This window comes from Shimia sp. R9_1 (assembly GCF_017743775.1).
In the GTDB taxonomy this organism is placed as follows: domain Bacteria; phylum Pseudomonadota; class Alphaproteobacteria; order Rhodobacterales; family Rhodobacteraceae; genus Shimia.
The window spans coordinates 299,724-313,540 of record NZ_JAGHRN010000002.1 but is presented as its reverse complement, the minus strand read 5'-3'; the positions used below and the strand labels follow the sequence as shown (position 1 = coordinate 313,540).

General features: G+C 56.4%; 10 protein-coding genes. All 10 read right to left on the bottom strand.

The window, feature by feature from the left end:
- Window positions 1-7: 7 nt before the first annotated feature.
- Window positions 8-1,072, bottom strand: coding sequence for a hypothetical protein (locus J7399_RS07825; RefSeq protein WP_209085112.1), 1,065 nt, complete (start codon window positions 1,070-1,072; stop codon window positions 8-10).
- Window positions 1,073-1,091: 19 nt separating this feature from the next.
- Entirely contained in the window at window positions 1,092-2,126 is a 1,035-nt protein-coding gene (locus J7399_RS07820; protein WP_209085109.1) for an aldo/keto reductase, read from the bottom strand.
- The gene (hslV, locus tag J7399_RS07815) at window positions 2,123-2,680 is read right to left on the bottom strand and encodes an ATP-dependent protease subunit HslV (RefSeq protein WP_209085108.1); all 558 of its coding nucleotides are present in this window, start codon (window positions 2,678-2,680) and stop codon (window positions 2,123-2,125) included. Before hslV ends, J7399_RS07820 begins: the two co-directional genes overlap by 4 nt.
- A gap of 692 nt (window positions 2,681-3,372) precedes the next feature.
- Window positions 3,373-3,693, bottom strand: coding sequence for a thioredoxin (gene trxA / locus J7399_RS07810; RefSeq protein WP_209085106.1), 321 nt, complete (start codon window positions 3,691-3,693; stop codon window positions 3,373-3,375).
- A 47-nt stretch (window positions 3,694-3,740) separates the two neighbouring features.
- Window positions 3,741-7,136 (bottom strand): double-strand break repair helicase AddA, encoded by a 3,396-nt coding sequence (gene addA, locus J7399_RS07805; protein ID WP_209085104.1) that lies wholly within the window; start codon window positions 7,134-7,136, stop codon window positions 3,741-3,743.
- On the bottom strand, window positions 7,133-10,069 hold the full coding sequence (addB, locus tag J7399_RS07800; RefSeq protein ID WP_209085102.1) for a double-strand break repair protein AddB: 2,937 nt from the start codon (window positions 10,067-10,069) through the stop codon (window positions 7,133-7,135). The genes addA and addB overlap by 4 nt, the downstream gene beginning before the upstream one ends.
- Window positions 10,062-10,754 carry a nucleotidyltransferase family protein gene (locus tag J7399_RS07795; RefSeq protein ID WP_209085100.1) on the bottom strand — a complete coding sequence of 231 codons (693 nt, stop codon included), beginning with the start codon at window positions 10,752-10,754 and terminating at the stop codon, window positions 10,062-10,064. Before J7399_RS07795 ends, addB begins: the two co-directional genes overlap by 8 nt.
- Window positions 10,730-11,752, bottom strand: coding sequence for a phosphotransferase (locus J7399_RS07790; protein WP_209085099.1), 1,023 nt, complete (start codon window positions 11,750-11,752; stop codon window positions 10,730-10,732). Before J7399_RS07790 ends, J7399_RS07795 begins: the two co-directional genes overlap by 25 nt.
- Window positions 11,749-12,222: a tRNA (adenosine(37)-N6)-threonylcarbamoyltransferase complex ATPase subunit type 1 TsaE gene (gene tsaE, locus J7399_RS07785; protein ID WP_209085096.1), complete on the bottom strand. Its 474-nt coding sequence runs from the start codon at window positions 12,220-12,222 to the stop codon at window positions 11,749-11,751. Before tsaE ends, J7399_RS07790 begins: the two co-directional genes overlap by 4 nt.
- Before the next feature lie 41 nt (window positions 12,223-12,263).
- Window positions 12,264-13,790 (bottom strand): PAS-domain containing protein, encoded by a 1,527-nt coding sequence (locus tag J7399_RS07780; RefSeq protein ID WP_209085094.1) that lies wholly within the window; start codon window positions 13,788-13,790, stop codon window positions 12,264-12,266.
- Between the last annotated feature and the right edge of the window lie 27 nt (window positions 13,791-13,817).

Genomic DNA, 13,817 nt, shown 5'->3' with positions numbered 1-13,817 from the left:
GGTCCAATCAGTGAGACGGCGGGAGGCGGTGCAATGGCAGAATGCCCGAAAGCGGCGCCAGAAGTGCCGCGCGAATGCGGGCCCAGAATGCGCCGAGCACCACAAGGAAGATACCAAGGAGGAAAATCGTCATTGCCGCGCCCTCGCCCTCAAAAACTGTGCCGGCAAGAGCAACAGTGTAGCCAATGGCGGCAATCAGGAACGAGCGGCGGTCGATGATGATGGCGATGAAAGCGAAGAGCAACAATACTGCAAAGAGCGTTGTGTTCGCACCGGAGCTGTCTCGCTCCAAAAGGCTGAGCGCGATCGTGTTCACAAGTGCCGGTGCCGCGATAACATGCAGCCAGAATCCCTGCGCAGCGCGCCGGGTAACACGGTGTGGATCTGACATATCAAAGATCATGGCAACGGCAAAAACACCAGCTCCCACGGCCAGCGTGATGAGGGCAAATGGTCCGCCTGCAGACAGAAGGAACATATCAGAGAAGCTGGCCGGAGTGCCCGCTTGATTGGCACCGACCATCATCGCGACGCCAAATACACCAAGGGCAATCAACGCCATGGCGAAGGGAACGCGGAAACGTAGCCAGTAAAGAAACATCGCCACTGTGGTGAGCGCGAGCGGGAATGGCAGGCTGGAGAAGTCCTCCTGTGCCACCATGAAGGGTTGCGCGAAATAGGCCGTGATGCCGGAACCTGCGTTGATCGCCCAAAGACAGGAAAGCGCAATTGCTGGCGCCACCATGCGGCGACGGCGTATGAAATACTCTGACAAACCCCACAGAACGAGGGCTGAAATGCCTGCCGTGGTCACCAATTTGCTTTTGTAGTCTACGATTTCGACTGCCATGGAGAGGCCGTTCACCGCGGCCCACCCGCCTGCGAGGATCAGAAGGCCAATGACAATGAAAATCTCATTGAACCCCTTAAACAGTTCAAAGGGTTCATCACCGGGCGCAAGGTCTTCGCGCGCGCCACGTCGGCTGTCAGCCAGAGCCGCAAGCGAAGCCGCTTGAGACTCGTTTAAAAGGCCGGAGCCGACAGCGGCGCGTAGGTCATCTTTGGAAATCATGCGGGTTCAACGTCTCTTGTTACGCAAGCACTTTGGCAAACAACTCGTCTTTCATCATGTCGTCAAACCACTCGGGATAGCGACGGCCCGGCGCAGCAGCGGCATCAAGCGCGGCCATTTCATCTGCACTCAGGGTGATATTGGCCGCAGAGATCGCGGTTTCAAGTTGGCTAAGCTTTGATGCGCCGACAATCACGGTATGATCGCGTCGTTTATTCAAAATCCAAGCTTGTGCAATTTGAGCAGGAGTTACGCTATGCGCATCGACAGTGGAGTTCAGAGCGTCAATCGCTGCGGCTGCTTGATCCCTTGAAACTTGTAAGAAATCTCCTTCAGCCAGGCGTCCATCACTGTCTTCCAGCTTATCGAGGTCATACTTCCCGCTCAAAAGCCCGCCTGCGAGCGGTGACCATGCCATCAGGCCAATGCCCAGCTCTTCTCCCATGCGCAGAACATCCATCTCGATGTCGCGACCCACGGCGTTGTAAAGGTATTGCCCGGCCACAAACTGGCTCATGTTATTGTCGCGCTGGAATTGCACCGCTTGCGCAACCTTCCACGCGGGCCAGTTGGACACGCCGATATGGCGGACTTTGCCTGCGTCTATGACGTTTTGCAGTGTTGAAAGGGTTTCTTCCATCGGTGTGGTAAAGTCTGTCTTGTGTAAGACAAGCAGGTCGATCCAATCGGTATTTAGGCGTTTCAAACAGCCATCGACTGACGAGAGGATATGGACACGAGACAGCCCGGCGTTGTTGATCCGGTCATTCTGGCGAAAGCCCAGCTTGGTACAGATCACCGCTTCGTTGCGTTTGCCTTTGAGGGTTTGGCCGAGGATGTCTTCGGCTTCGCCATTGGAATAACCGTCCGCAGCATCAAAGAAGTTGATACCACCATCAAGTGCCACATCCACCATGCGCTGTGCGTCCTGAAGACCTACTTTGGCCACGCCGGGGATCCAGTCTGAACCATGTGTGAAGGTCATGGTTCCAAGCGCCAGGCGAGACACCACCAGCCCGGAATTTCCCATGCGTGTGTAGGTCATCTCAGTCATTTTTTGATGGTCTCCAATGTCAGGTTGCCATTGGTGTAGACGCAAATATCGCCGGCGATTGCCATGGCTTTGCGCGCCACTTCCTCAGCGTTCAGATCGGTGTCCATCAACGCGCGACCTGCGGCGAGCGCGAAGTTACCACCCGAGCCAATCGCGGTGACATCATGTTCCGGTTCCAGAACGTCCCCTGCCCCGGTGATGACAAAAATGTCTGTGCCATCGGAAACGATCAGCATCGCCTCAAGCTTTTGCAGGTATTTGTCTGTCCGCCAATCCTTGGCCAGTTCCACAGAGGCGCGCGCGAGTTGGCCCGGCGTTGCCTCGAGCTTGGCCTCAAGGCGCTCCAGAAGTGTGAAAGCGTCCGCAGTTGAGCCTGCGAAACCTGCCACGATTTCATGTCCACCCGGGGACAGACGGCGCACCTTGCGCGCGGTGCCCTTGATGACTGTCTGACCAAGCGAGACCTGACCGTCGCCGGCAATCACAACTTCGCCGCCTTTTTTCACACCGATGATCGTGGTGCCGTGCCAACCGGGGAATTGATCCTCTGACATGAAAAGCTCCTTTTGTCTGCGCTCTTATATGAGCCTGTCCGCTAAGAGGCACAAGTGTCAGCCCTAGGGTTAGGCGTTTGCAAAAGAAAAGGCGCCCCATGTGGAGCGCCTCCCCAAGAGCCTTTAGGCGTGTTGGATCAATTTCCAGTTCACTGCTTTCCTGTTGTGAGGTGGCATAACATTCCCTTTTGCGATTGGCGCTGTTGTCGATGGGGTGTCCATCGAACGCCAAACACCGCTTTCAGGACATTTTTCGCCGGTCTTAGCAATGGTGCCGATTGGTTTCTTCGAATTGTGGTAATTCATTTCACAGTCCTCATGTTCCGGACTCAGACTGAGCCGGATGTTAAAATAGGGAACCGCGACTTGATGGGTTGCTAGACCTGATGCACATCGCGATACCAGCTTCGACGAAGCCACACTATCGATAGAGTGAGTCCCACGGCTGCGTCAAGCGTTTGGGTTGTGGTTATCCACAATATATAGTGAACCTTGGGTTAAGTACTCCAAAATAAAGTATAAAAAACCCCGGGTATTCCGATGGAATACCCGGGGTTTTATCCAATTCGCGATGCGAATCAGGTCTAGCATTGTTGGTTAGACTCGATTTCGATTCATCAGTCAATTCTCTAAATTCACAAATTGTGAACCTACGTTGAAGACTGAATCAACGTTAAGCTAGACAGAATCTATCAGATGGAATCTTCAATCCAGCTTTGCAGCGCAGCTTTAGGAGCAGCGCCTGCGCGGTTGGAGATCACCTGACCGTCTTTGAAGATGAACAGCGCCGGAATACCGCGCACACCCAGAGCAGCAGCGGCGTTCGGGTTGCTGTCGACATCAACCTTGGCGATTTTCACCTTACCGTCCAGCTCAGCAGACAGCTCTTCGAGCGCTGGGCCGATTTGCTTACAAGGGCCGCACCACTCGGCCCAGAAATCTACGACGACGGGCACGTCGGCGTTTTTTACTTCTTCGTCAAAAGTGGCGTCGGTGACAGCGACGGTTGCCATTGGAGGTCTCCTGAAAGGGAATTGGATAAGTCTTGGTCTGGTGGAACCTAGGTTTGCGGCGGCAGGGCGTCAAGATATGCTGTGGCGCGCAGTGCATTTGTCACAAGATCGTGTGGCAATTCCATAAGCTCCGCTTTGGTTGTCCATAGGATGGCAGTCCGTATGGCTTTGCCGGGAAAAACCTGTTCCAAAGCATGGGCATAGGCTCCCATTTGCCGCAAAATCCCTTCGGGTGTGGCCTTGGGATTTTCGGGAACAACGGCGTTGGTTTTGAAGTCGACGACCCAAATATAATCGTCTTGAATGACAAGCCGATCGATGATCCCGTGTAAGCGATGCGATCCTAAAGCTGCCGTGATTGGTACCTCAGCCAGGGCTTCCTGCGCAAAGATCCAGGTCAGTTCCGGCGCAATAAGATTGGCTTGGGCCTCATTAAACAATTCTGAAAAGACTCCGTCTTCCATCTCAACAAGGTCATCCTGCAGCAGGTTCTCTGCGATTTCTTTCCAGCGCTCTTGTGGATGCATTGGCAAATGCTCCAGCAATACGTGCAACCACGTTCCCCGTTGCATGGCCGCTTCCTGATCAAGCCCCTGCTCACCCGCCAAGGCCTTGGCACCCCCGAGGTCCGATGGGCTCAGCGTGCCGGATTTTGGCAACGTTTCCGAGGCCGCGGTTTGCAAATACTCTGGAATATCGGGTTTGATTTCAGGCGCGGTTTCAGGCGGTTTGGTAACGGATCCTGTCCAATCTCCGTGATTGAGCCGCAGCCCCTCGCCGCCCCGAAACTTATAGGGCTCCGCGTCTGAGGCCACCATTGCGCTGCGCACAATATCATACCAACTGTTGCCATCTTTGCCGAGATCACCCGCAGCCGCGACGATCAGCCATTTTTCCGCCCGCGTCATGGCAACATAGAGCAATCGAAGCCTTTCCGCTGCCTGTGCCTCAGCCATTTCGGCACGTGCCTCCGAAAGAGCGTCAGGTGCCGCATCTGCGGACATATTCCACAAGGCTGTCTGCCCCACCGGCACAATCGGTGCATCGGTTTTGATCAGACGCTTGCCTGTGTCCGGCATAATCACAATTGGTGCCTCCAACCCTTTGGAGCCATGCACGGTCATCACGCGAATACGGTTAGAGGCGCTGTCCATCTGGCGTTTGATCTCCAGATCATCGGTCTCCATCCATTGAAGGAAACCGGTCAGGCTGGGCACCGAAGATTTTTCATAAGCGAGAGCTTGGCTCAGCAGCGCGTTGATGCCGTCTTCCGCCTCAGCACCCAGTCTGGCGAGCAATGCGTGCCGGCCCTTGTGCCGGGTCAGGATCCGTTCGATCAAATCATAAGGGCGCAAAAAGTCGGTCTGCCCGCGCATGTCATTCAGAATGGCCATGGTCTCGGGAAACTCTGTGCTGCGATCTCGTAGCGCAGTCCAAAGATAGGACCCCGGCTTTCGGCGATGCGCCAGATCAAACAGGTGCTGTTCAGACCAGCCAAACAGCGGTGAACGCAGGACCGTAGCAAGTGAAAGATCATCTTCCGGCGTTGCAAGGAAGGCCAAGAGCGCACCAAGATCGCGCACGGCCATTTCACCGCCCACCTTGAGGCGGTCGGCCCCTGCGATTGGCAGCCCTTGGAGTTTGCAGGCCCGGATAATCTCATGAAAGAGATCAGAGCGTCGCTGCACAAGGATCAGGAAATCACCAGGTTCAATGGCGCGCTGCGTGAATTTTCCGTCCGGCCTGCGTTTATCCGCAATCGTGTCCTGTTTGATCATGCGCGCGATTTGCGCTGCGACGCGTTCGGCAAGGATCACCGTATGGTGGGTATCTCCAAGGCGATCAACCGGATCAAACCACTCGTCTTTCTCTGCTTTTCCAACAGGTTCGACCACTGGCCACAGATCAACGCGACCGGGCATATCATCGTTGAACGCTATGTGACGATTGCCAGCGGGAAAACCCGCTTCCACATGATGCTCAAAGCAGGTGTCCACCAGATTGAGCACCGCTGGCGAAGAGCGGAAAGAATACTCAAGGCTTAGGCTTTGCAGTTTATTACCCGTCGGCTCCAAACGGGCGGCGAACTCTTCGCGCATGCGGTCAAACTCCGCGGGATCAGCGCCTTGAAAGCTGTAGATCGACTGCTTTTGGTCTCCCACCACAAATATCGTACGTGTGATATCGCTGCGCGCACCGGTGCCGGATGTGAATTCTTGGGCAAGCCGCTCGATCACTTGCCACTGCACAGGGCTCGTATCTTGGGCCTCATCCACGAGAATATGGTCAATGCCACCGTCCAGGCGATAGAGCACCCACTCAGCGACAGAGGGTTCGTTGAGCAAGTTGCGCGCGCGAAGGATCAGGTCATCAAAGTCCAGCCACCCGCGCTGCTGTTTGGCTTTGTCATAGCGCGCAAGGAAACGTGCGGCAAAAGCATGAAGCGCTGCACTGCGTTCTGTGGCCCGCAGCGCGACGCGGCGAGGACGCACATCTTCCACACGCAGCATCAAGGGCTGAAGTTGATCGATCAGATCAGGGTGCTTGGTGCGCAGGCCTTTCGTTGGAAAAGTGTCTAACTTGGCTGAAAATGGTGATTTTGCCGCCTTACCGTTGAGCAGAACGGTTTCCAATATTTCCAGCGCAGCAAGGTTTGGCGCGGAAATGGCGGCAAGCTTATCCGCAGCGCGGTTGTCGTTTGTCCCGCCAGTACGCAGCATAGCGATGACCCGCGTGATCAGCCCCATCTCTCCGCCAAGAAAAACCTCTGCGAGCAATTGCGCTTGATCGTATCCATCCGGCAATCCCAGCAAGGCACCGAGTTCAGAACTGGATTTTCCATTTCGCAGCCGGTCTGCGTGGCGCGTGATAGCTGCAGTAAGTTCTTCAAGGGCTGCACCGGTGAAATGCACCGCGACATCGCGAAGAAGCGGCGCATCCTCGCCCTCTGCCATGGCTTCGACGATATCTTCTCGAAGGAGCGCCGCCGCACGGTCTTCCATCTCGGAAAACAACGGAGACACACCGGCCTCCAACGGGAAACGGCGGAGCAGAGAGGCGCAGAAAGAGTGGATGGTCTGAATTTTCAAACCGCCCGGTGTCTCAATCGCGCGGGCAAACAGCGTGCGCGCTTGGCGCAGGTCTTCTGAATTGGCTTTGCCTGCCACTCCGAGCTCGGCCAACTCGGCAGCCAGCTCCTCATCGCTTTTCATGGCCCAGCTGCCAAGGCGCTTGAAAAGCCGGTTTTGCATCTCACTTGCAGCTGCCTTTGTATAGGTCAGGCACAAGATATGCTGGGGCAGGACCCCTTCGAGCAGGAGCCGGGCCACGCGGTCGGTCAGCACGCGGGTTTTGCCGGATCCGGCGTTGGCTGAGAGCCATGTGCTGGCATCGGGGCGCGCGGCAGCGATCTGGCGCAGGGTCGCATCGTTCGGGGCGTTCATGTCAACTCCTCCGGTGCAGGCTCATCCGTCGCGTCCCACTCACCAAACCGGGCGAGCTGATCATAAAGACCTTCGTCGTGCTCCGATTGCATCGCGCGGCGGGAGGTGAAACCTTTCCCGTCTTCAAGGTAGTGGCCGATGAGGGTCGAAAACTCTTCCCAAACCTTTTCCGTAGGCGTTTCCGCCAGCGGGGCCGGTTGGTCCTTGGGAGTGGTTCCCAGACCGATATAAATCGCATCAGCGACCTGCGCCGGATCAATGTCCTTAAATCCGTTCTGTTCCGCCATGGCTGCTTCCAAAAGCAGCTGTTTGTCAAAATAGGTTTGCTCATCCTTGGAAGGAGGCGCACCGGTTTTGTAGTCGTAAAGGATCAGATCGCCTTTCTCAGTGCGGTCGATCCTGTCAGCCTTGGCAGTGAGCGTGAAATCCAACTCGTCGATCCGTGCGCTCGTTTCCGCTTCAAAAGCCAGTGGAATGGCGCGTTCCCGGCGGCGTTCCTCGCCATGTACAATGTGATCTGAAACACGCGCGAGGCGGGCCAACCAAAGCGCGCGCGCTGTGGCCCATGGAACGTTTTGCGCCAAAACAGTCTCTGATACTTCCAAAATACGCGCGCGGGTCACAGGAATATCCTGATCACGACTTTCCTTGATCAGCGTTTCAAGAACCTCATGCACGACGATTCCGCGCAACAAGGCATCCGGTGTGCGCATCAGAGGATCAAGCGGGCGCAAGCGCAGCACGTGTTTGGCGTAAATCGCATATGGGTCGCGGATCAGACGTTTAATTTCTGTAACGGAGAGCTTTCGCGGACGCGCTGCAACCGGTGGAGTTGGTGAAGGACGTTTTGCGGCCGGCACAAGGGGCACGGTTTCTATGGCTCGAACGCGATCAAGCCAAACCTGTGCACGCCCGCGCATTTCTGCCAAAGCCTCCGGACCGTTTTGCTGCGGCAAGCCGCCCAGAAGGTTGATCAGACGATTGACCCAGCGCGAAGGCACAGTTTCGGCTTCGTCAGAACGGATCGCGCGGGTGATCCAGACCTCTGGCGCGCCAACGGCCTGTTGAAAATCATGCGCGGCAAGACCGATGCGGCGTTCTGGCAGCAGCAAGCCGGCATCATGGCGCATTTTCCGGTTGAGCCAAGGGTCAGGGCTGGGCGCTTCTGGCCAGCTGCCCTCGTTCAAACCACCAAGGATCACAAGATCCGCCCCTTGAACACGCGCTTCCAACGTGCCCCAGATCAGAATGTGCGGGTGACCAGCATCGCGATCGCGAACCTCTCCACGCGAAAGAAGCGCGCCGATGAGATCCGCATAATCAGTGGAAGATATCTCGCCAACAACAGGCGCATGGTCCTTGATATCGGCCAAAACCCGCACGGCCGCACGCCCAGCAGCTTCCTGCCAAAGCGCGCCACTTCCCGTTTCTTCATCCCCTTGGGGACCATGTGCGATCTTTTCCGAAAGCAAGAGATGGGCTTCAAGCAGGCTGGCCATATCAGAGGCCCCGCGGAGTTGATCGCAGAAGCACCCTGTGAGCCAGGTGATCCACTCTGACATATCGTCTTTCTGGGCCTGCGCCCAAGCGCTTAGCGTTTCGGCGTCAGGATAGGTGACGCCTTTTCGGCGCAGCCAAAGCTCTAGTTCTCTTGTGTAGCGCAGGTGTTTGCCACGATCTGCCCCGCTGTGCGTCAACGGGTGTTTCAGCAGCGTCAGCAGCATCTCAGAGGTAAGTTTCTGATGAAACAGAGCCATAACATGCCGCAGGAAACGGCCTGGAGGGGAGAGTTGAAGAGGTTGTCCGGCGCTGTCGTCGGGCACAATACCCCAACGATCCAACGCCGCAGTGACCTGACGTGTGAGCATTCGGTCGGGCGTGATCAACGCGCAGGTCTGCCCGTCGTCTGCGGCTTTGCGCATGCGAGCGGCGATGGTGAGGGCTTCTTCGCGCTGCGTCGTTGCCTCGGCCAAAGTGACGTCCTTGGTGGCGGGAAGCAGATCTCCAAGCGTTGGGCCTTCGCTAAGCCACTGGTCCGTGACTGGTGCGGGTCGCAGTGCGAGCGAAACCAGCCGATTGCGCGCAGGTGAGGGAGCCGGGCAAGGATCCCATGTTTGAACGGCTTTGATCGGCAGATCCAATGACGCCAGCAAGGCATGATACCGAAACTGCGGGTGATCTTCGCTTTCCAAAGCCGTGCTGAGATGCCCCCAGGTGGCCGCAGGCATGTCAAAGTCAAAACCGGGCAAAACAATCGCACCTTGCGGAAGTTGCGCAACGGCCCCCATCAAAAGCTGCATGGTGCCGCGAGACCCGGTGGAGCCCGCCAATATGATTGGATGGGTCGGGGGCGCAGTTTCCCAACGCGCGATAATGGCCTCGATGGCACGGCGTTGACGCGCTTCGGCACCCGGTGCGCTTTCGAGATCTTCCAGAAAATGTCGGGCAATCGCAAAGAATGACTGCGCGCGCGCCCAGTGACCGGACTGATCAGCCACATCCAATGTCTCAATGATATCCACAGCCACACCTTCTCCAGCCATCTCATCAAACAGAGAGGCCAGACTGTCGGCGAGGTCATAGACGGAGGCGCGCGCAGCCAAGTCGGGCTGTTGTTCCAGCAAGCGCGTGACCAGCTGGATCAGCTCAAAGCGTTGGCGGATGGGCGAGGATGCCTTGGGCAGGTCCGCGGATTCCGTGTTGGCAAAATCTCCAAGCAATTGAATGCGCGGCAAGAGCGTTGCCGGGCCATTGTCAAAAAGCGTCTGGATGCGCCGCGCCATACGGGCGGTGTTCACAATCACCTGAGCGCGGGCAATGTCCTGTGGCGGCTTGCCGTCAAACCGCGCGCGCAGTCCCTTCACAAAGGCCTCGGGAAAATCCACGCCGGGTGCGAGCGCAAAAATGCGCGGCGTCTCGCTTGGCTCAAACATCGTGGGCCTCCAACATGGTTTCGGCGAGCGCGATGCCTTCTGGTGAACCCACATCGCACCACGATCCCGGGTATGTGAGGCCGAACAAACGGTCGTTCTCCAGCATGCGGTCCCACAAAAGGTTGAGCGAAAAGGCCGTTTCGCTGATCTCGGACAACCCGTGCGTCTTCAGAATTTGCACCCCGGTGTAGATCTGCCCCGGTCCACGTGTGAGTTTTCCGTCAGCGTCCAACAAGAAATCACCAGAACGCACATGGCCAACAGCGTGTTTTTTGGGAACGCAAAGCAGCAATGCATCCATGCTCTCGGGTTTCCACGCGGATTTTAGCAATTCAAAGGGATTTGGACCGCGCCAAACCGCGTCTGTGTTGCTGGTGAAAACTGGGCCTTCGCCCAAAAGGGGCAGGGCATGCCGCAACCCACCGCCAGTTTCCAGAATGTCTGGGGACTCGACAGAAACCGCCACGTCTTTGTGCGCCAGATGGGCTTCAATCTGAATATGGTGATAGTGTGCATTCACCACAATTTTCTGAGGGGAAACGGCTTGTGCCAGGTCCAGTGTGTGGTCCAGCAGTGTTTTGCCCCCAACGGACAAAAGCGGTTTGGGGCGGTCTTTGGTCAGTGTGCCCATGCGCGTGCCAAAACCGGCGGCGAACAGCATTATGGCTTCGGGTGTGTGGCGCATTGGTCTTTCAAAGATTGGAGAAATTTTGGGGTTGGTTCAGGCAGAACAGATCTTAGGGCTTTGGCGATGTCCTGCAGGGCAGGGTGGGCCAGATTGCGGATCACATGGGCATGAACGCGCGGTATGAAATCCACGTAGTGCGGTTTCCCGGCTTGCTTACACAATCGGGCAAAGATGCCGAGAATGCGAAGATTTCGCTGCAAACCAAGCAGGTGGAAGCCGGCATCAAAGCTTTCAGGATCTGAATGAGCCTTGTGTTGGAAATAGGCCTTGGTCGCATGCTCGATATCTTCAGGCACATCCCGGCGCGCGTCCTGCAGCATCGAAACCAGATCATAAGCTGGATGGCCTATCAAAGCGTCCTGAAAATCCAACAGCCCAACACGTGCACTGCCGTCGCGATCTGGCAGCCAGAGAAGGTTCTCCGCATGAAAATCGCGCAAGACAAGTACGCTTGGTTCGGGAAGGTAAGTCTCCAACAGGTGCTGTAACGCCCCCACAAAACTTGCGAAGGCTTCATCGATCCCCTTGGCTGGTGTGTCGCAATACCAAGTGAAAGCGGGCTCAGTCATTTCCGCGAGCGTTTTGTGATCCATCACCGCCAGATCGGCGGGCGGAGCCAGCGCTTGCAGTTCAAGCAGCACATCCACAGCGGCCTGATAAAGCGAAAGCTGATCGGCTGTCCCATCCGCCATGACCTTTACAAAAAGGTCGTCGCCGAGGTCTTCCATCACAATCAAACCTGCGTCTTCTGACGCTTGCCAGATTTCCGGCGCGGAGAAACCATACGCCGTCAAAAACTGCGCGATCCGCAAGAAAGGGCGAATGTCTTCACTGTTTTCTTTGGGCGCATCCATCAATATGGCTTTTTGTCCAGATGGGCGTTGTAAACGTATGTAGCGACGTGCAGAGGCATCCCCGGCAAGCGGTGTCTTCGTAGCATCAGACCACTGGGTTTCTTGCAAGAATGCCGCGATTGCGGAGGTACGCGCGGTCATACAGACAGGCTTTCAAACAGATAGGACCAGCGTGGCGCGGTCGCTGACAGGGTCAGCTCACGCCTGTCTTCTTCTTCGGCGAGGGCAAAGGAAAGCGTTAGGGCGTTTTCAGGTTGCAACTCCGCCAGGCGGTCAGGCCACTCCACCAGACAAATAGCTTCTTCAAAAGCATCGGTAAGGCCAAGCTCAACCACCTCATCGGGGGCAGAGAGGCGATAGAGATCCGCGTGCCAGATTTCACTCTCAGGTCCGCCATAAACCTGCACCAGCGTGAATGTGGGGGAGGGCACATCTTCGACAATCGGCAAAAGAGATTGGATCAGGCTGCGGGCAAAATGCGTTTTGCCGGCACCTATCGGGCCTTCCAGAAGCACAACATCACCTGGCGTGAGTGTTTTGCCGATACGCATGGCCAATTGCTGCGTTGCGTCGGCAGAAGGAAGATCAAGGGAAAGCTGGAGGACAGTCATGCGGCCACAGTAAAAATCGTGGCCGTAGGCTGCAAGCGAGATCAGCCGTGAATGGGTGTCTCTTCCTGCGTTTCCACTCTGATGGGATCCGGCGTGCCAAAGGGCAAGATCTTGTCAAAGGAAACCAGCGTCATCCCACCTGCTATGGGCGTCAATGTCAGACGCACAGCGGTGAGCGTTTTCAGCGTGATGGTGGCATGCCAGTGCTCGCGAATGGAGGTGGATAGGATGCGGGTTTGAAGTTGGGACCATATGCCAGTTGGCAGGCAATCACTGCGCCAGTGGGCGAGGGCGTCTGTGAGAGTGTATTTGGCAAAACTGCTGTCGGGGTCGGATTTCCAGAGACGCCGGTAAGCTTCGTTGCAAAGTTGCAGCTGGCCGGTGGAGGAAAACAGAACAAGTGCCGTCCGTATTGTATCCATGACGCCGTGACACTGATCCAGTTCGGCGCGAAATCGTCGTGTGACGGTGATTTCCGCTGTAATGTCTTCCACCAGAAAGACCAAAGCGCCATCCGGATGTGGGCGGCCCGTGACGCGATAGGTCACGCCAGAAGGCAAGGTCCAGGTCTTGCTATAGCGGTCCCCAAGTGCCGCCTGCATGATGATTTCAACCTGCTCCGCCCAGCTTTTGTTGGTGCTGACGTTGGGCGCTACGTGCATTTCCCTGAGCTGGTCAAAGAAAGACTTCGCATCGCAGCGTTTGGATAGAAATTCCGCGCTGAGCCCGGTGAGCGACATAAGGGCAGGGTTAAAGAGGATCAGTCTGCGATCGCGATCAAAAATCGCCAGTCCGGTTGAGAGATGCGCAAAGGTTTTTGAGAAGATTTGCACAAAGCTGCGCTGTGCATCCAAAGCGGACACAACGGCATCTGCCTCGGTGGCATAATACATCACGTTGTTGCCCGCCTGCACCGCGGTCACGTCAAACCATCGGGTCGTGGCGCCGATTTTGTCGGTGACTTGCAGCCGTTTTGAGGGTTCCCCAACGACCAACTCGCGGACGTCAAAGACAGGTTCGTTTCTGGACTGATGGCCTAGCTGCCCAACCAGGTTCTTATATGACCCATTGCGCCAGACCACGTTTCCTTCGGTGTCTGATTTCCAGATCGGGTTAGGGGCTTGAAACATGGCCTGCATAATCGCGGTGCGGCGGGCCGCATCGGGCGCATCGTCTTGCGCGATCGTGATGCGGGCGACTTCGTCCCATTGATCTATGGTCACGATGGAGCCGTCTTCCGGATCCTGCGACCGTAAAATGGTAACGTCGCGATCCTGACTGGCGCCTTGAATTCTTGGGAAATCCGGAAAGAGCGGCGTCATCTTCTGGTGGAGCGCGGACCAGTCAAAAGTCTCAACCGGCGTCTCAGCACATATCTGAAGCGCTGCGGGATTGGCATCAACCAAACTTCCGGAGCGAAACAGAAAGCAGGCTTTGGTGGCGTTTGGTGCGATCTCTGTTGGCGGTCGGGTGTTTGGCGGCAGGCGTCGGGTCATCATCCAGACGCAGGTCACAAATAAGACCGAAACGGCCAAAACAAACAGAAGCTGAGTACTCGTTAACAACATGGAAGTCTCCATTAGCAACGTAGTGGA